This is a genomic window from Streptomyces capillispiralis, from assembly GCF_007829875.1.
Lineage (GTDB): Bacteria > Actinomycetota > Actinomycetes > Streptomycetales > Streptomycetaceae > Streptomyces > Streptomyces capillispiralis.
This window is the reverse complement of record NZ_VIWV01000001.1, coordinates 8,125,358-8,142,423: the sequence shown is the minus strand read 5'-3', so window position 1 is coordinate 8,142,423 and position 17,066 is coordinate 8,125,358. Positions and strand designations below refer to the sequence as shown.

The following is a 17,066-nucleotide window of genomic DNA, read 5'->3' as shown; positions in this document are numbered from 1 at the left end:
TGCGAGTATCTGAGGGCGGTGGGTTTGCTTCAGCGGGAGCGTTATGGCCGTGAGGTGCGCCAGCGGCTGACCGGCCGTGGGGCTGCGCTGGTGGAGTTGTTCAAGGGTCCGGCCGGGTAGCGCTGCTGGCTGCGGGCTGGTTGGGGCAGGTCTCGGGGTGGCCTCCGTGGCCGCGTGATGCTGTGCCCTCTGGTGCTTGTGCGGCGCCTGTCTGGTGGGGTGAGCGGCGGTCGTGCAGAGGGTGGGGTGGTGTGTTCTGGTGCGGCTGGGCGGGGTGGAGGGGTGGGTGGTGTCGTTGGCCGTGCAGGGTCGGGGTGTGGGGTCGTCGGGGTACGGGGGCTGGTGGGGCGGGGTGGGGCGGGTGAGGTGGGTGGGGTGGGTGGGTGGGGTGGTGTCTGGGGCGTGGAGCGGCCGCTCGTTGCGCAGGGCGTTGTTGTGGGCGAGGAGGGTTTGCGAAGCGGAGGCCGGGCCGGGGCCGGCCACTGCGGGACCTCGCGGTGCAGGTGATCGTCGCGGCGCCGGGGCAGTGCCGTCCGGGCTGTCAGGTCCAGGGGGAGTGCGAGCGGCGTCAGTTGCGCGGTGGGGTTCCGTTCGTCGCCCTCCTGTCCGGCTCGGGGGTGGTGGCGTGGGGGGATGCGGAGGTCGTGCTTGACGCGGCCGGACGGCTCAGTGCTCGTTGAGTTGAATGGTGCGGGGTGGGGTGGGTGGGGCCGGCTTTGGTCTTTTGCGGGGTTCGTCGTCGGGTGTTTTCGCGGTCGGCGCCGGGCGGGGCGCGCCTGGTGGGGCAGGCGCTGTGGTGTGCGGCGGGTGCAGGGGCGGGCCTGCGGCTTTCGCCTGGTCGGTTGTGTGTCGCGCGGTGTGCTGGGCCGGTGGTGCGGTTCGCGTGGTTGGTTGTGCGTCATGCGGCGTAGTGGGGCAAGTTGTGCGTGCGGTGCGGTTTCTGCCGCGCCAGGGGGCGGGTCGTGTGCGGTATCCGCGGCGGCCGGTGGCCGACGGCGGCCGGCGCGCTGGCGCGCCGGTGCCGTGGTGCCGTGGTGCCGTGGTGCCGTGGTGCCGTGGTGCCGTGGTGCCGTGGTTGTCCCGTGGTGCCGCCGTCAGGTTCCAATGGCCGTGGGCTGGGGTGTTTGCTGCCATCGGCTGGTGGTCGGCGGGGTGCCTTTCGACGGCATGGGCGGGTGGGCTGGCCGGGCAGGACGCCTGTGGTGATGCTGTGGGGTCTGGGTCCTCGTCCGCGGCGGGGAGGGGAGGGATTGGGTCAGGGGTGCGGGGGCACATGCACCTCACAGTGGTGGAGGGGTGATCGACGATGGCCGGACGACCGGCAGCGGAAACGGCAGCGGCAGCGGCAGCGGGGCAAGGGGCGCGGACGGCGGGCCGTCAGGATGCTCGGACGCCGCCGCTGCGGCCCGGTGGCTACGATCCGGCCGACTACGCGGCAGTCGTGGTACGCGCTGCCCGGGAGGCCGGGGTTTCGCCGCTGCTGGTCATGGGGGTGCTCCACAACGAGGCCTACAAACCGCACCATCCCCTGCTGGAGCGGCTGTGGCAGTGGTGGAAACCCAAGGCGTCCTTCGGTCTGGCCAACATGCACCGGGCGACGTTCGAGCGGGTCCGGCACACGCATCGTCTGCCGGGCCGATGGCAGGACCTGCGGGATGACCCCGCTTTCGCCATCCGCACAGCCGCCCTGCACCTCAAGGACCTCGACCACAGCCTTCCCAAGGGGCATGTGCGCCGTTACACCCGTGACGAGCTCCTGGCCCTGGGCTACAACACCGGTGAACGCAACATGCGTGCCTTCGCCCGGGGCGTACCGCCCGGCCCGATGGCACGGTCGTACCTGCGCCGCTACCGCGCCCACCAGGAACGGGCTGCCGAAGCCCTCGGACGCGCCGGCACGCCGCACGACTAGGGTCTGTTGCGGAAGTAGATCTTGTTCGTTGATGATCACGTCCTGTGGGACGTGGGGATCTGACGAACGGCCAGTGGGCCCGGCTGGAGCCTCTGCTGCCGACGGGCATCAAGCCGGGTCGGCCGCAGGTGTGGACGCGGCGGCAGCTGATAGACGGCATACGGTGGCGGACCCGGACCGGTGCTCCCTGGCGGGACGTGCCCGAACGCTACGGGCCCTGGGATCGGGTCTATGACCTGTTCCGACGCTGGCAGCGGGACGGCACCTGGGCGAGGATCCTCACCAAGCTCCAGGCCGAGGCGGACGCGAAGGGCCTGATCACCTGGGAGGTCAACGTCGACTCCACCGTCTGCCGGGCCCACCAGTACGCCGCCGGAGCGGCGAAAAGGGGGACCTCCAGAAGGAGCCGCCCGGCGGGATCTTCGTCGAGCCAGCCGATCACGGCCTCGGACGCTCCCGCGGCGGACTGACCAGCAAGATCCACATCGCGGTCGAGCAAGGGCAGAAGCCCTTGTCCGTCGTGATCACGGCCGGGCAGCGGGGCGACTCCCCGCAGTTCGAAGCGGTCCTGGAAGCCGTCCGGGTTCCGAGGCTGGGGCCCGGCAGGCCGCGCAAGCGCCCGGACCGAGTGCGGGCCGACAAGGCGTACGACTCCCGCGGCAATCGCTCCTACCTGCGCAGACGCGGCATCAAGGCCACCATTCCGGTTCCGGCGGACCGAGTCCGCAACCGCCTCAAGCGTGGATCGCAGGGCGGGCGCCCGCCAAAGTTCGACAAAGACGACTACAAGCAACGGCACGCGGTCGAGTGCGGGATCAACCGGCTCAAGCGCCACCGGGCCGTCGCCACTCGGTACGACAAACTCGCCGTCCGCTACGAAGCGACAGTGCTGGTCGCAGCCATCAACGAGTGGCTGCGACCAGCACTTTCACAACAGGCCCTAGGCCGCGCTGGATCAACTGTTGGAGCGTCTGGCGGACGTCCCCACTCCGTCCGGCGTGACGCCACGCCAGCTCCTGCCGATCATCGAGGTCCGGCAGGGGCACACGCCGAAACCCTGAGCTTGACGTCGGAACTGCTGTGTTCTACCGGCCGCAGTCGGGGTGTCGGTGGCGGGTGATACCTGTTAGTACTCCAGTGCGGTTTCGTGATCTATCCAGCACGTTTGCCGACGGATCGACGTCGGTAGTGGCTGTGTCGGGCTGTTGCCTGGTGGCGCCTGCGCCAGGTTGACCACTGCAGCAGCCTGGCAGCGGTCATGGCCGGTGGGCCGAAGACGGCGGTGAGCAGGTGGCGGATCTCCGGGACGGTCAAAGAGATCTGTTCACTGCTGCGGGCTGGGCGGTGGGGATCGGTGGGCCGCTTCGGTGCCGCGTCGGCGGCGAGGGCGGCCAGGAAGGCCAGGGCGAGCATGGCGAGGGTGATGTGCCGGTGCCACGAGGTCCAGTGCCTGACCTGGTAGTGGTCGAGGCCGACCTGGCCCTTGGCGGCCTGGAAGCACTCCTCGACGCTCCAGCGGACGCCGGCGACACGGACCAGCTCCGCCAGGGCGACCGTGGTGGGTGACCAGCACAGGTAGAAGGCGAGTTCCCCGGTGGTGCGGTTGCGGCGGATCAGCAGGTGCCGGTGTTCGCCGGTGCCGATGTGGATCCAGGACCAGTCGTAGTGGCGCGGGCCCTTCGCGCCGTTGCCCGCGCTGTGCCGCTGCCAGGCCGTGGCGGGCAGGCGGCCGGCGACGGTGTCTGCGCGGACGGGGGTGCGGCCCTGGTTGATCGTCACTGTCGTCGAGCAGGCGACGGCCATCACATAGCCGGTGCCGCGGGCCTCCAGGGCGGCGCGGAGCCGGGGGTCCTGGCCGTAGGCTTCGTCGCCGGTCACCCACGGTGCCTGCACCCCGGCGTCCAGCGCGGCGGCGATCATCTCCGAGGCCAGGCGGGGCTTGGTGGCGAATTGCACCGTCTCGGGTATCCCGGCCGCACGGCGGCGTTCGGGGTCATCGGACCAGGAGTGCTCGGGGAGATAGAGCCGGCGGTCGATCAGGGCCCGGCCCCGGCTGGTGGCCAGGGCGAGGAACACGCCGACCTGGGAGTTCTCGATGCGTCCCGCGGTGCCGGTGTACTGCCGCTGCACGCCCGCCGAGGAGCGTCCCTTCTTCACAAAGCCCGTCTCGTCCACGATCAGCACCGCGCCGTCGGCGCCGAGATGGTCGACGGCATAGGCACGCAGGTCGTCACGGACGGCATCGGCGTCCCAGCGGGCGTAACGCAGCAGCCGCTGCATCGGCCCCGGCCGGGCCAGGCCGGCCTGTTCGGCCAGCTGCCAGCAGTTCTTCCGCTCCGCCTTCGACAGCAGCCCGAGCAGATAGGCGCGGGCACTCGCCCGCGGCTCGACCCGGCCGAACCGGCCCGCGATCCGGGCCATGACCTGGTCGAACATCATCCGCCAGCGGGCAGGGTCTACGCTATGGCCCGCGGCCACCGCACGATCTTCGTTTGTCCACACACCAACCGATGATCACGCGGTGGCCGTACCCATTCCCAGCCGGACCCGCTGCAAGCTCGCGAAGTCAGACTGGAGTATTAGGACGTGGAAGACACGGTCCCGGATGCGCTGGCTCTCCTGCACGACGCCTTTCCCGCACAGGTCCGCCGTCGCCCTCTGGGTTGGAAGGCGCTCCGCTCCTGGGAGGACCGGCAGGGCGTGGTGTTGCCTGAGCCATATCGCACCTTCGTTGCTGAGATCGCGAACGGGACAGACGAGGGACCCCCTGACGAAGGCGGTCTGTTGCCCCTGGGAGAGAAGCCAGCCAGCTGGGTCAGGTGGGAAGCGGACTGCTGGATGAGTCCTGAGCCGTTCGATGGCACAGCCGTGCGCGGGCTCGGTCAGCCCTTCCCGCTCGAAGAGGAATGGCAGTGGGAGTACGACTACTACGACCACGCATTGCACTCCGACACGTTGCATCAGATCTACCAGTGCGGCTCGGTGCTGCTGGGCAGCGACCGGCCCGGTGAGTACTGGACGCTGGTGGTGACCGGTCCGCGGTGCGGTCAGGTCTGGTGGCTCCGCGACGGATGCGCAGCTCCCTACGCCGATGCCCCGTCCGCGCAGCTCGGGGGCGGCTTCCATGGTTGGATCCGGGACTGGCATGTCGGCCAGGGCTGGTGGCGTCCCGAGTAGCCCAGCCTCGGGATTGGTGAGCTCGCATGTTGAGGTGTCGCGTATTCCAGCTCAGAGCGCCCCGATCGGTCGTTTCGGGTCATGCGGGCGGGTGTCCAGGGTCCGGCCCGGAGTGAGTATGTTCATCCGACGGTGCGTTCGAAGCGCTTCGGGAGGGGAGAGCGCCGGTGGACGTCGTCGCGATTATGGAAGCACTGGCTGAACAGGGCGTAACGGTGCTTTTCAAGGCCGACGCTGAGCGGATGGCAGAGAGGGGCAAGGCTTGGACCTTCGTCGCCAGTGGAGCGCCGTTGCGTGAGGACGTCCTTGTGCGAACCGAAGCCGCGTCTGTGGAGCAATGCCTCGCAGTGTGCTTGCCCCGTCTGCGTGAGCTGGGCTTTGCGTTCCCTGAGTGAGAGAGCGGGTGTGACCGAACTGCCGCCCTGGATGTCAGTGCCGGCTGCTTACATGAGCCCATGGACACCGTGCACACGACCGCCGCCCTCCTCCCGGACCCCGCCGGGGTCCGCGCTCACCTGCGCGCGTTGGCCGTGCTGGACCAGGCGATCTGCCGCGACCCGCAGTTCTCCCGCTATTCCTTCTCCACTGCCTGGGGGCCTGGGACGGAGGCGGCCCTGATGGACAACGGCTCGGGTGACGACTTCTCCGTCCTCTTCACCCCAGTCGGTGTGCTCGTCCGCGGCTTCGACCACGAGTCGGAGATGAGCCCGTACGCCACGGACGACGAACGGGTCTGGCCCGGTGTCATCGACGAGGTGCCCGCCGCGCTGCGCCCGCTCCTGGACGATCCGGCCTTCGTCGATGAGGGCCTCGGCGCCCCGCGGGTCACCGCCTGCCTGTGGTGGGAGACCGGCGGCAGCGCCTGGCGCACCGGTTCGGGCATCGCGTTCCCCTCGGGCAGCTCGGACCCGGACGGCTCCGGGCACCTCTTCCGCCTCCTCACCGATCGCTCCCCCGAGACCGTCCAGGCGCACTTCGAGGAGGACTACGGGCGGCCCGTCCCCCTCGAAACCGTCCGACACGTCCTCGCGGGCCACCCCCTGACCCCCATAGCCGCCCGTGGTCTCAACCCGGCCGCCCTCTCCGACGAGGCCCTGCTTCGCCGGATCGCCGCCGACCCCGAGGTCGAGGGATACCTCGCCTGCGACGGCGAGTTCGACCTCACGCGGACCGACCCCATCGAGTCGATCGCCCTGCCGGCCGGTCTCCCGGTGGAGCCCGTGGCCGGCTGCAACGCGGGAGGCACCTACTACCTCTGCGGCCCGGCCGGCTCCGACCGCGTCCGCCCCGTCCTCTACACCGACTCCGAGGGCCAGGCTTCCCTCATCGCGGAGTCCCTCGCCGAGGCCCTGACCCTGGCCATCGTCCTCCCCTCCTGGCACGACGCCCTGGCCGGCTTCCGTTCCCCCGCGCTCAACGCCGACTACCTTGAGGACAACCCGGACCACCCCGAGGTCCGCGACCGCCTCCTCGCCGCCCTCCGCCTCCCCCCGGCCACCGAGGCCGAGGTCCTGGCCCGCCTCCTCACCACGGCGGCCCGCACCGTCCCGGACGGCTTCCTCCCTTCGGTCGAGGGCGAGGAGGACGCGGCCTTCAAACCGATGCTCCGTCTGCCGGCCGAGTAGGACAGCCCCGCCGTGCGCCGCCTTTCGGACCCGACGTACCGGTACGGCGAAAGCCATGACCGCACTGCCCGACTGGATGCGCCCGCCCCGCGCGGAGGGCTGTTCGCGGAGGGCGTGGAGCGCCTCCCCGAGGTTCGGCCGGCGCATGCCGGATCTTCGGCAGGAGACTTTGGGGTGATCGCCCTCAAGGACGTGGAGGGATGGGTCGTCACCGGGCATCACAACGATGCCCTTACCTAAGAGTTCGCGCGGATAGGTCACGGGCGTCGGGCGGTCCGTGTGTCCCATCGGTAGGCCGTCCATGCCTTGCGGATCAGGCGCCGGATCACGATGACCGCACTGGCGAGCGCCACCCACGCGGCCTGCACCACCGCACGCCGGTCCGTGACGATCGCCAGCGACTTGAAGCCCCGTGTGTGCCAGGAGTTCGTCCGTTCGACAACCCACCGGCGGGTGTGGTTGATCGGCAGGAACGCGCCCTTTGGGGTGATCCGCCATCCACAGCCCAGCTCGGTCAGCAGGTTGCGGGTCACGCGCGGGTCGTAGCCCGGGTCCAGGTGCATCGTGATCCGGTCGGGCAGATGGAAGCCGAAGCGCCCAAGAGTCTCCAAGGTGGGGCGTAACAGCGGCGAGTCGTGCCGGTTGGCACCGGAAAGCGCGCACCCGATCGGGAGCCCGCCGCCTTCGACCAGCAGCGACCGTTTGGTCCCCGATTTCCCGCGGTCCACAGGCGAGGGGCCGGTGTTCTCCCCGCCGCCGGGGGCTTTCACGATGCACCCGTCCACGGCGAGGTCATCCAGGTCCAGGCCGATGGCCTGGACATAGGCCTCCAGCGCGGCCTGGTGCAAGGCTTCGAAACTCCCGCGGCGATCCACTCGTCCCGCCGGGACCGCAGCGTGGTCGCGGAGACCCGGTGGTCGACGTGCTGCTGGTAGGTGCCGTCCAGCACGAGCCGGGCCAGGAGCTTGTCGAACACGACCCTGTCCGGGACGCGGGGCCGATGACAGCCCAGCGGATGAGCGACCTGGCGGCGCGGGATCAGCGCGTGGAACCGCCCCACAGAGGGTCGGTGATGGAGGAAGGCAGGACGGGCACGTGACCTTCCGCTTGACCGGTGGTGATCGTGGACGTGTTGTTTCCAGGGCTGCGCCCGTCCGGCGGTCCGGCCGGGCGCAGCCCTGCCCAAGATCACCCGAGCGTTTCCTCCGTCACCGCGGCGGGCAGGGAGATCCGCCAGGCGACGTACCCGGCCGCGGCGAGCCCGGCGACGGCCAGAAAGCTACTGACGAGGAACGGGTCGGTGCCGTCCAGGATGGGAGCGAACCCGGTGCCGACGTAGAGCGTGACACCGGTGGAACCGCCCAGCTGGTCGGCGGCTCGCTGGACGCCGGAGGCGATGCCGGCGTCGTCCTCGGTCACGCCGGTCACCGCGACGTACTGCAGCCCGACGATCCCGAACCCCATCCCGGCCGCGATGAGCACCATGGCCGGAATCATCGTCGGACTGGTGGCACCGAGGGAGGAGACCAGGGCGATGGCTGCCATCGCCAGCGCGGTGAAGCCGATGCCGGCCAGGACACAGGCCCGGGCACCCCACCGTCCGAGCAGCCGGGGAACCAGCACCGAGGCCGCGATCAGGGACACCGCCAGGGGCAGCATCGTCAGACCGGACTGGAGCGGGCCGGCGCCCGACCGGTCCTGTAGGTAGTAGGTGAACAGCAGGAACGAGGTGGACAGTGCCGCGCTCAGCAGAGCGGTGGCGAGGTTGGCCAGGACGCGCGGCCGGTTGCGGAAGAACCGCAGCGGCACGAGCGGGTTCCGTGAACGGCGCTCGACCCTGACGAACAGAACTCCGGCTGCCACCGCGCCGACCAGCGCCGCCGGCGGCAGCCAGGGCAGCGTGCTGTCCGCCTCTCCCGCCTCGATGACGCCGAGGGTGAACAGCAGCGGAGCCGCGACCAGCAGGAGCGAACCGGGAAGGTCCAAAGGTGCGGGCCCGGCGGGCCGTTCGCTCGGCACGAGAAGGGCCGCAGCAGCGAGCACGACCAGGATGAACGGCACGGACACCAGGAAGATCCACCGCCAGCCGAGCAGCTCGGTGATGATTCCGGAGACCACGAACCCGAGGACGAGGCCACAGCTCGCGACGGCCGCCCACACGCTCAGCGCCCGCGACCTGCGCGGCCCCTCGGGGAACATGAGCACGATCACCGCCATCGCCGCCGGAAGCGCGATCGCTTCCCCGGCACCCTGCAGCAGCCGGGCTGTCACCAGCACGGCGAAGGACGGCGCGAGCCCGGCCAGCAAGGACGCGGCACCGAAGAGCGTGGTGCCAAGCAGAAGGATGCGGCGCCTGCCGAGCACGTCGCCCAGCCGGCCGCCGAGCATCAGCAGCCCGCCGCCGGTGATCGTGTACCCGACCACGACCCAGGTCAGTGCGTGACCGTCGACCCCGAAGTCGGCGCCGATCGAGGGCAGGGCGACGTTGACCACGGTCACGTCAACCGCGATGAAGAACTGCAGCATGGCCATGCAGCACAGCACCAGCCACGCGCGCACCGGGGACGAGCCATCCCGGCGCGAAGAGAGAATGCCTGAAAACACCGAATGCTCCGTTGCCCAGAAGAAGTTCCGAGCAGCACGAACGTGCCGCTCCGGTTCAACCACGCAGCGGCAGAACGTTCAACAGAAGTGAGACGAACGCCCCGCCGCTAGCGGAGCGTCCTCGTCACCGCGGCACAAGCCGCGCACGAAGCACCAGACACGTCGCCGATGCTACCGGAGCCGACGGCAAGTGATCCCTTGACGTCACTCCGCCGCAGACCCACCAACCACCGCCGCACCACACCCAGCCCCTGTCCCCCGTCACGCCCGACCGAGCCAGCGCCCTCGGACCAGAACTTACCCGCCGCTCCGCGTGACCTCTTAGCGGAACACCCCCGCGTCGGCGGGGAGGACGCTTTCTGACCTGCACTTTAAGAGAGGGTTTACATTTTCCTTTACCTTCGATGCGGCGGTCATACGGATCAGGGTAAGGCCGTCGAAATCGACAGGGACCCGGCGGCGGGTTCCCGCGGTGCGGATGGCGTAGCCCTGTTCCGTGGGGGCGGGGTGGATGAGGAGGGCTGCGCCGTTGCCCACGACTTCGGTGACGGTGTGCCAGAGTTCGTCGCGGACGCGGGCTGAGACGCTGCCGACGAAGATGCCGGGTACTACTTCGCTGGTCCATCGGCTGAGGGCACCGCGTAGGTGGTCGGGGACCGCGGTGGTGGCGATGACGATCATGGCGGGCATCAGTTGTCTCCCTTGGCGTAGTTGACGCCTGCGGGGAGTACTCCGGTTTTGGGGTCCCAGAGGTGGACCATGCGCGCGTCACGCCGTTCGGAGTGTTCTTCGTCGGTGCCGTCGTCGGCTGTGGTCGTGTGGGGCGGGGTCAGGAGGGACTGGACGTCCTGGACGATGCGGGGCAGGAGGCGTAGGAGTCGGAGGTCTTCGCGGAAGCGGCGGCGTGCTTCCTGTTCGGGGTTGTGGGAGTTGTGGAGGGCGAGGGGGAGGGTGATGTCGGCTTTGTAGAGGTCGGCGATGTCGTAGACGAAGGCGTGCTGGGTGCCGGTGTGGACGTAGCCGAGGGCGGGGAGGGCGGCGTGGACGACGCCGTACAGGCAGGTGTTGGCGGCGGACAGGGCGAGGTTGACGGGGTCCTGGGTGTCCCATTGGTCGGGCCGGTAGTTGCGGCGGAAGCGTCCGATGCCGTGCTGGTGCGCGAGGATTTTGTAGAAGGCCTTCATGCGCTGGCCTTCCATGCCGCGGAGCTGGTCCAGGGTGACGGCGGCCGGTAGGTCGGCGTCTTTGAAGCGCATCCGGTACATGCGGACGGCGACCTCGAGGCGGCGCGCAGGGTCGGCCCACGTCGCGACCTGTTGTTCGAGCCAGTGGGTGGTGAGGGAGTCCGGGAGGATGCCGGCGTAGGCGCGGACGCCGCCCGCTCCGACACAGACGACGCTGGTGCCGTCGCGGGCGAGGGTGGTCAGGGCCGGGGTGGTGATGGACACGCCCGGTCCCAGGAGCAGGCAGGACAGGGCGGTTGTGGGGATGTAGACGAGGTCGGTGCGGTGTTCGTCGACCTGGATCTGCGCGCACACTCCGGTGTCGTCCTGCACTACGCGGACCATGTCCAGATAGAGGAAGGACAGGGAGTCCGCGACGCGAGGAAGCATGGCCAGGGTGGGGGCGGCCAGGCGCCTGCGCGCATCACCGCCCCGGCGTGGCGTGCTCACGCGGTTGTTGGGGCGCGAGGCTGAGCAGGCCTGCGCCGTAGGGTTTGCCGCGTCCGATGCCGTGGATGACGGCGTCTTTGAGTGCGTCGGGGTCGGTGACGGTGGCGGTGCCGTCGTAACGGAGCAGGCTGTGCCGCATGTGGGGGGCGTCCCGGCCGCGGGGGCGGGCCGGTTCCATGCTGGTGGGGGTCAGGACGTGGAGGTCGAGGCCGGCTTCGGTGGCCCGGCGGAGCCACCACTGGTCGGCGTCGGCGCCGGAGAGCGGCACGATCCGTCCTCGCTTGCCCTTCTCTTCCAGGGAGAGCCGTTCCCGTTTGGGTGCGGATCCTTTGAAGTGATGGCAGGGATCAAGCGGTGAGGCTGTACTTCTGCTGGTCGGGACCGGGGTAGAGACGTTGGTGCTCGCGGGCCGCGTGGAAGATCCAGTAGTCCTCGAAATCGCCGTTCGTGATCAGTGCGCGGAGTTGCAGGACGGCTTCGGCGCCGACGAGTCCCCAGCGGGCGCCGGTGATGTCGAGGCGGTCGGCGATCACATGCCGGCAGGCGCCTTCGACGGCGCCGGTGGCGATCGGCCAGCCGTTCTTCAGGGCGGTGTCGTAGTGAAGCTGGTCGCGGTGGCCGGTGAGGTAGCGGGCGCAGGTGGTGACGGCGTCGCGCCGGGTGGCGGGTAGGTGTTCGGTCTGGGCCTGGACCGCACCCACGACCTGGTACGGCAGTTCGCTGCCATGCTCGACGCCCGCGATGCCGCCCCGCTGCAGAGGTGGCTGGAGCAACTCGCGGCCTCCCCGCCTCCCAGCCCTGGCCGGCCTGGGCAAGGCCCTCCATGAGGACCAGCCCGCGGTCGTGCAGGGGATCACCACCCTGTTCGACTCCGGTGTCAGCGAAGGCCGGATCACGGACCTGAAGCTCCAGAAGCGGATCATGGCGGGAAGAGCGGGAGTCCCGCTCCTTCGCCAACGCGTCATCCTCATGGCCCACCTCCGACGCCGCTACCCGTGACGGACTGTCACCGGCGCACGGTGGCACACCCCGGCTTCACGGAAATCTTGCCGGGGCCAGAAAAGCCCGTACGCCGACAGCATCCGCTGGGAGATCCGCGACGGCATCCGCGGAGCTTTCCTCAGCCTGGCCTGGAGCATCATCTGATGGCGACGGCTGAGAAGCCCCGCCCTTCGATAGGATTCGTTACAGTAAAAGCACGTCAGAGGGCCATGCCTCCCGTTGCGTCGATGACCTGGCCGGTTACCCAGCGTGCGTCGTCGGAGGCGAGGAAGGCCACGATGTCGGCCATGTCTTCCGGCCGCCCGATCCGGCCGAGGGCGGCAAGAGACGCCGCTTGCGCCTCGGCATGCGGATCGCCCAGCAGGGTGGCCGCGCTGGCGTCGGTGAGGACGGTTCCGGGGGCCACCGAGTTGACCGTGATGCTCCGGGGGCCCAGCTCCTTGGCGAGGGCGAGACTGAAGTTGTCCAGGGCTCCCTTGGTGGCGCCGTAGGCGATCATTCCCGGCGTGGCCAGGCGGGCCACGGAGCTGGAGATGTTGATGATCCGGCCCCCGTCGCGCAGGCGCGGCAGTCCCTGCTGCGTGACGAAGAACGGTGCACGCACGTTCACGGCGAAGACCTTGTCGAAGGCGTCCTCGGTCAACGACTCCAGGGATGCGAAATCCCCGATGCCGACGTTGTTGACGATGATGTCGAGCTTCCCGTCGGGCACGTGCTCCGTGCCCGCGGCGTCGAAGGCGGCCCAGAGGCGGGCCGCGTCGCCGCGTTTGCCCAGCCCCGCCTGGAGTGCGAAGGCCCGTCCTCCGTTCTTGCGGATGTTTTCGACGGTCTCGCTCGCCGCCGTCTCGTCGCGGGCGTAGGTGACGCCGACGGCGGCGCCGTCCTGGGCGAGCCGCTTCGCGATCGCCCGGCCGATGCCCCGGCTGCCGCCGGTGACCAGTGCGACCTTTTCCTCGAGTGCTCTTGCAGACATGGCGGAAGACCGCCTCCCGTTCATCGAATCGTCTCTTGAGTGCTGTGGAGCGCCTAGACCAGCGGCTTGTGTTCGGGCCACCACCGCTGGACGGCTTCGACAGCCGTCGTCGGGCTGACGTTGAAGCAGAGCTTCGCGCCGGGTGCCAGCTCGTGGGTGGTGTTGACCAGCACCTCCAACAGCGGGGTCAGCTCCGGGTCCAGCCGGACGCCGGCGCCGATCAGCACGATGTCGTAGTCCTTGGCGGTCAACGCGGCGCGAAAGACCGCCTCGGCCGTGCGGCCGTAGTCGAGCAGGCAGACATCGACACTGAGGCCGAGCTCCTCGAGCCGAGCCCGGCCCGCGGCCATTCCGGCCCGGACCGCCTCGGCGTCGATTTCAGGGAACGCCGCCCGCGACGAGGGCGCGTCGTCCACCAGCGCTGGATCCAGTCCGACGTTGAGCATGGACGGGGACATGTCGGTGTACCTCCGGTGACCTGGGGTTTCTCGGACCCACGGTAGGCGCCTGGAGGTCGGGCGGCCCTCCCACATTTCTGGGATACCGTGGCAAGGGTGAGTTCCCCGATGGTCCGGCGCGAGACCGTGCGCGACATCGAGGCGATCTGCCATCTCGACCTCGACTCCCGAATACTGCGCCGCCGGATCGCCGACCGGCTGACACGCCTCATCCCGGCCGACTCCTACTGCTTCAGCACGATCGACCCGATGACGCTGCTGACCGCCGACCAAGTCAGCGCCGGGCTCGTACCGGAGGCGGCCGCGGCCGCCGCGCACAACGAGTACCTGGTGGACGACGTCCTGAAGTTCGCGGCGCTGGCCCGCTCCGAGGTGTCCGCGGGCACGCTCGGTGCGGCCACCGGCGGTGATCCGGAATCCAGCCACCGCTACCGGACCGTGCTGCCGATGATCGACGCACGGCACGAGCTGCGGGCGGGCTTCGTGGTGGACGGCCGCTGCTGGGGCGTCGTCGCCCTCTTCCGCGGCGGCCGGCGGCCCGACTTCACCCCGGCCGACGTCGGCGTCCTGCGGCGGCTGTCCGCCCCGGTCGGTGCGGCCCTGCGCCGGGCCGCCCACCGGGCACCCGACGACACCGCTGCGGGCCAGTCCGAGGCCGGAGTGCTCCTGCTCGACCAGGACTTGCGGCTGTTTTCGGAGAACCTGGCCGCGAAACTCTGGCGGGACGAGCTGGGCTCGTCGCAGGCGGAACTGCCGTCCGCGATCCTGGAGGTGGCCGCACGGGGAAGAGGCGCTGAGCTGCCGGCGTACGGACGCATCCGCGGCCGCTCGGGCCGGTGGCTCTCCGTCCAGGCCTCGCCGCTGAGTGGTGGCCCGCACCCGGCGGCCATCGCCGTGACGGTACATCCGGCGCCGGCCGCCGACGTGGCCGAGATACTGCTGCTCGCGTACGGGCTTACACCGCGCGAGCGGGACGTGCTGGCGCGAGTCGTCGCCGGTCTGCCGTCGCGGACCATCGCCGTGGAACTGCACATCACCGCGGCGACCGTGCAGGACCATCTGAAGAGTGTGTTCGCGAAGACCGGTGTCCGCAGCCGCAGCGAACTGGTGGCGACGGTCCTGGGCCTATGACCGGACGAGTGATTACTGAGTTTTTCGTTAGTTCTGTGAGGGCAGGGGCAGAGGCTTCGGCGGTGTGAGCAAGTCGCGGGTCGTTGTTCCCGAGGTCTCGTTCTGCCGCTGACGCGGTCGCAGTTGGCCGAAGCCCGTCGCATGCGCGCGGCCGAGTTGTTCGAGCAGAGACGTCCTTCACCCGAGGTGGCCCGGGCCGTGGGAATGCATCCCGAGAGTGTGCGCCTGTGGGAGCAGGGCCGGGTTCAGGCAGCTGAACTGGAAACGAGCCGGGATGGCCGCCGCGCTGGGCTACCACGCCGCCGACGGCGGACGCGGCCCGCGGCTGTGCTTCCACCTCAAGCCGGGCAGCTACGACACCATTTCCCTGACCGAGGTGCTGGAGCAGGTCAAGACCATCTACGCCGGTGAGCCGGTTGTGCTGGTACGGGACGGACTGGCGGCCCACTGGAGCCGAAGCATGCCTGCATGGACGGCCGGGCAGGACTGGCTGACGCTGGAACGGCTGCCGGCCTATGCACCCGAACTCAACCCGGTGGAAGGGCTGTGGTCAGCCATCTGGACCCACGAGCCGGCGAACCTCGCCGGCGTCGCCGACGCGGCCGAATGCGGCATCCACCGGGTCTGCTCCAACGAACAGCTCCCGTGGTCCCTCCTCACCCACACCGGACTGACAATCCATCCCGAAACACCAAAGAACTAAAGAAAAACTCAGTAGGGGTCGTGCCGGAATACGGCCTCGCGGTGCGGGACGGTCTCACCGCGACCGGCCACCGACCGCATCGGCCTTCACCGGCCCGACCGTTCCGAAGCGCCCGGACGAGGGTGGACCGTGCTCGGGGCGCCCGGCTGTTCCCCGGCGAACGCGGCCGGAGCACGCCTGTCTCCGGGCCCGCCGCGTTGCCACCATGAAGGCACTGCCGGTACGCGCCACCGAGGACCCCGGGAGGGGCCGTGAGACGTCCGTTCACCTGCCTGGCCATGCTGACCACCGCCCTGATGGTGGTGAGCACCCTGTTTCTGGGCACCGCACCGCCAGCCGCCGCGCTGCAGGTGGTGACGATCCGGGGCGGCACCGTGCTTCACGCCGCCACCGGCGCCCAGTGCGTCATCGGCTTCAACGCGAGGAGCGCGACCACCCCGCCCACCTATTACGGGGTGATGATAGGCCACTGCTCCGGCACCTACAGGACCACCTGGTATGCCGACGCGGCGCGCACCGTGCCGGTCGGGGTCACCGCCGGCGCCTCCTACCCGATCGACGACTACGGCGTCGTCCGCTACACCTCGAACACGCTGGCCCTGCCCGGCGACCTCTCCCTGGGCGGGGGCGCACTCCAGGACATCACCGGGGCCGCGACCCCGGCAGTCGGCCAGTCGGTGTGCCATGTCGGCCGGGCCAGTGGGGTCCGCTGCGGGACTGTGACCGCGCTCAACGTCACGGTCAACTTCGCCGAGGGCACCGTCCACGGCCTGATCCGGTCCACCACCTGCGCGGAGCCCGGCGACGACGGCGCCCCGGCCTACTCCGGCACCCGGGCCGTCGGCTTCCTGGTCGCCTCCACCGGCAACTGCGCCTCCGGGGGAGTCTCCTACTACCAGCCCGTCACGGAAGTCCTCGGCGCGTTCGGTCTGACCGTGTACTGATCAACGGCGCCCGGCCCACCGCTGACGGCGGCAGGGCCGGGCGACCCGCTACGACCGCTACGCGGTGCTTCCGCTGTTCATCCACGCAGCGCAGCCGAAGCCGATCGTGGAGAAGGCCACTCAGCTGCTGACCAACCATCCCCGCTGCGTCTTTTCCGCGGCTATGCCTGATAGGTGCGGAATCTTTCGAGGGAAGGCGCTGAGCTGGGGAAACGCTGATTGACGTGTGGGCGGTGCTGTCGTACTTCTACCGTGGCGGGGTGGAGGTGGGGCGCGATGGTGTCTTTGCCGGAGGAGCTTGAGGTGCGGGAGGCGGCGGCTCGGCGGCGTGTGGAGGAACTGCAGGCCGAGGCCGCGGAACTGGCGCTCAGGCTGGAGGCTGCTCGCGAGGACCTGTCACGGCTGGAGATCACGCGGGAGACCGTCACGAAGGTACTGGCCGAGCTGTCGGCCGCGGATGCTGACGTCGAGTCGGACGGGCCGGCGGAGCCTGAGTCGCACGGGGTGGGAGCGATGATGGTCCCGCCGTGGCGGGAGGGCCTGGCGGCAACGGTGCTGCCTGATGTGTGCCGGGACATCATGGAGGTCGTCGCCGACGCACCGGGGCCGTTGCAGGCCAAGCAGATCGTGCCGCGGATCGGGCTGCCGGCGACGACCGGGAAGATCGAGGGCACGCGAGCGAAGCTCAAGCGTCTGGTAAAGCGCGGATGGCTGGACGAGGACGCGCCGGGACGGTTCAGCCCCGCTCGTCGTGATCCGGGCGCCGACCGGCCCGAATCCCGGTGACCAAGGGGCTCTTTTCCGTAAATGCGTAGGTGCCAACCAAAACGAATCACTGCCGAAGAAGAGCCCTCGATGAAACCG

At 69.8% G+C, this 17,066-nt stretch carries 16 protein-coding genes and 3 pseudogenes; 10 read left to right on the top strand and 9 right to left on the bottom strand.

The genetic code is table 11. The annotated features are described in order from the left end of the window. Positions 1-1,441 precede the first annotated feature (1,441 nt). Both FHX78_RS35430 and FHX78_RS35425 read left to right on the top strand, forming a co-directional pair. Positions 1,442-1,912, top strand: a complete 471-nt coding sequence (locus FHX78_RS35430; RefSeq protein WP_229924245.1) for a lysozyme family protein — start codon at positions 1,442-1,444, stop codon at positions 1,910-1,912. Between the two features lie 44 nt (positions 1,913-1,956). Next, positions 1,957-2,831: pseudogene (locus FHX78_RS35425) on the top strand (IS5 family transposase); the annotation flags it as partial. Positions 2,832-3,064: 233 nt separating this feature from the next. On the opposite strand, the gene FHX78_RS35420 reads toward FHX78_RS35425, so the two are convergent. Beyond that, on the bottom strand, positions 3,065-4,351 hold the full coding sequence (locus tag FHX78_RS35420; RefSeq protein WP_425282235.1) for an IS701 family transposase: 1,287 nt from the start codon (positions 4,349-4,351) through the stop codon (positions 3,065-3,067). Positions 4,352-4,498: 147 nt separating this feature from the next. Between FHX78_RS35420 and FHX78_RS35415 the strand changes: the two genes are divergently transcribed. From FHX78_RS35415 to FHX78_RS37240, 3 genes are all read left to right on the top strand, one after another. After that, positions 4,499-5,089, top strand: coding sequence for an SMI1/KNR4 family protein (locus FHX78_RS35415; RefSeq protein WP_145871511.1), 591 nt, complete (start codon positions 4,499-4,501; stop codon positions 5,087-5,089). A 167-nt stretch (positions 5,090-5,256) separates the two neighbouring features. Next, positions 5,257-5,484: a hypothetical protein gene (locus FHX78_RS35410; protein ID WP_145871510.1), complete on the top strand. Its 228-nt coding sequence runs from the start codon at positions 5,257-5,259 to the stop codon at positions 5,482-5,484. Positions 5,485-5,544: 60 nt separating this feature from the next. After that, positions 5,545-6,714: a hypothetical protein gene (locus FHX78_RS37240; RefSeq protein WP_189908731.1), complete on the top strand. Its 1,170-nt coding sequence runs from the start codon at positions 5,545-5,547 to the stop codon at positions 6,712-6,714. A 257-nt stretch (positions 6,715-6,971) separates the two neighbouring features. Here FHX78_RS37240 and FHX78_RS35390 read toward each other — a convergent pair. The 6 genes and pseudogenes from FHX78_RS35390 to FHX78_RS35365 form a co-directional block, all read right to left on the bottom strand. Continuing rightward, a pseudogene (locus FHX78_RS35390) lies at positions 6,972-7,809 on the bottom strand (IS5 family transposase). Positions 7,810-7,902: 93 nt separating this feature from the next. Next, the gene (locus FHX78_RS35385) at positions 7,903-9,246 is read right to left on the bottom strand and encodes an MFS transporter (RefSeq protein WP_145871507.1); all 1,344 of its coding nucleotides are present in this window, start codon (positions 9,244-9,246) and stop codon (positions 7,903-7,905) included. Positions 9,247-9,639: 393 nt separating this feature from the next. Further along, entirely contained in the window at positions 9,640-10,008 is a 369-nt protein-coding gene (gene cas2e, locus FHX78_RS35380; protein ID WP_145871505.1) for a type I-E CRISPR-associated endoribonuclease Cas2e, read from the bottom strand. Next, a complete protein-coding gene (gene cas1e / locus FHX78_RS35375) occupies positions 10,008-10,931 on the bottom strand; it encodes a type I-E CRISPR-associated endonuclease Cas1e (protein ID WP_145872304.1) in 924 nt (307 codons plus the stop codon). The genes cas2e and cas1e overlap by 1 nt, the downstream gene beginning before the upstream one ends. Before the next feature lie 34 nt (positions 10,932-10,965). Next, positions 10,966-11,289 (bottom strand): type I-E CRISPR-associated protein Cas6/Cse3/CasE, encoded by a 324-nt coding sequence (locus tag FHX78_RS35370; RefSeq protein ID WP_268257234.1) that lies wholly within the window; start codon positions 11,287-11,289, stop codon positions 10,966-10,968. A gap of 49 nt (positions 11,290-11,338) precedes the next feature. Further along, positions 11,339-11,686: pseudogene (locus FHX78_RS35365) on the bottom strand (ISKra4 family transposase); the annotation flags it as partial. 148 nt (positions 11,687-11,834) lie between these two features. Between FHX78_RS35365 and FHX78_RS37235 the strand changes: the two are divergent. Further along, positions 11,835-11,990 (top strand): hypothetical protein, encoded by a 156-nt coding sequence (locus FHX78_RS37235; RefSeq protein WP_208766205.1) that lies wholly within the window; start codon positions 11,835-11,837, stop codon positions 11,988-11,990. A 202-nt stretch (positions 11,991-12,192) separates the two neighbouring features. On the opposite strand, the gene FHX78_RS35355 is transcribed toward FHX78_RS37235, so the two are convergent. Continuing rightward, positions 12,193-12,966 (bottom strand): SDR family oxidoreductase, encoded by a 774-nt coding sequence (locus FHX78_RS35355; RefSeq protein WP_145871502.1) that lies wholly within the window; start codon positions 12,964-12,966, stop codon positions 12,193-12,195. A gap of 53 nt (positions 12,967-13,019) precedes the next feature. After that, positions 13,020-13,424 carry a hypothetical protein gene (locus tag FHX78_RS35350; RefSeq protein ID WP_056792618.1) on the bottom strand — a complete coding sequence of 135 codons (405 nt, stop codon included), beginning with the start codon at positions 13,422-13,424 and terminating at the stop codon, positions 13,020-13,022. A gap of 96 nt (positions 13,425-13,520) precedes the next feature. Here FHX78_RS35350 and FHX78_RS35345 point away from each other — a divergent pair, with 96 nt between their 5' ends. The 4 genes from FHX78_RS35345 to FHX78_RS35325 all read left to right on the top strand — a co-directional run bounded on the left by FHX78_RS35345 (position 13,521) and on the right by FHX78_RS35325 (position 16,988). Beyond that, the gene (locus FHX78_RS35345; protein ID WP_145871499.1) at positions 13,521-14,555 is read left to right on the top strand and encodes a helix-turn-helix transcriptional regulator; all 1,035 of its coding nucleotides are present in this window, start codon (positions 13,521-13,523) and stop codon (positions 14,553-14,555) included. A 274-nt stretch (positions 14,556-14,829) separates the two neighbouring features. Continuing rightward, positions 14,830-15,258 (top strand): transposase, encoded by a 429-nt coding sequence (locus tag FHX78_RS35340; RefSeq protein ID WP_145871496.1) that lies wholly within the window; start codon positions 14,830-14,832, stop codon positions 15,256-15,258. A 251-nt stretch (positions 15,259-15,509) separates the two neighbouring features. Then, complete coding sequence (locus tag FHX78_RS35335) at positions 15,510-16,202, top strand: S1 family peptidase (protein ID WP_145871495.1); 693 nt, start codon at positions 15,510-15,512, stop codon at positions 16,200-16,202. Positions 16,203-16,505: 303 nt separating this feature from the next. Beyond that, entirely contained in the window at positions 16,506-16,988 is a 483-nt protein-coding gene (locus FHX78_RS35325; protein ID WP_229924154.1) for a hypothetical protein, read from the top strand. Positions 16,989-17,066 lie beyond the last annotated feature (78 nt).

What these genes read in the sequence shown, in the direction of transcription:
- FHX78_RS35420 (WP_425282235.1), bottom strand. Translation starts at nt 4,351, where the DNA reads ATGATGTTCGACCAGGTCATGGCCCGGATCGCGGGCCGGTTCGGCCGG.
- FHX78_RS37240 (WP_189908731.1), top strand. Translation starts at nt 5,545, where the DNA reads ATGGACACCGTGCACACGACCGCCGCCCTCCTCCCGGACCCCGCCGGG.
- FHX78_RS35385 (WP_145871507.1), bottom strand. Translation starts at nt 9,246, where the DNA reads ATGGCCATGCTGCAGTTCTTCATCGCGGTTGACGTGACCGTGGTCAAC.
- cas2e (WP_145871505.1), bottom strand. Translation starts at nt 10,008, where the DNA reads ATGCCCGCCATGATCGTCATCGCCACCACCGCGGTCCCCGACCACCTA.
- cas1e (WP_145872304.1), bottom strand. Translation starts at nt 10,931, where the DNA reads ATGCTTCCTCGCGTCGCGGACTCCCTGTCCTTCCTCTATCTGGACATG.
- FHX78_RS35355 (WP_145871502.1), bottom strand. Translation starts at nt 12,966, where the DNA reads ATGTCTGCAAGAGCACTCGAGGAAAAGGTCGCACTGGTCACCGGCGGC.
- FHX78_RS35350 (WP_056792618.1), bottom strand. Translation starts at nt 13,424, where the DNA reads ATGTCCCCGTCCATGCTCAACGTCGGACTGGATCCAGCGCTGGTGGAC.
- FHX78_RS35340 (WP_145871496.1), top strand. Translation starts at nt 14,830, where the DNA reads ATGGCCGCCGCGCTGGGCTACCACGCCGCCGACGGCGGACGCGGCCCG.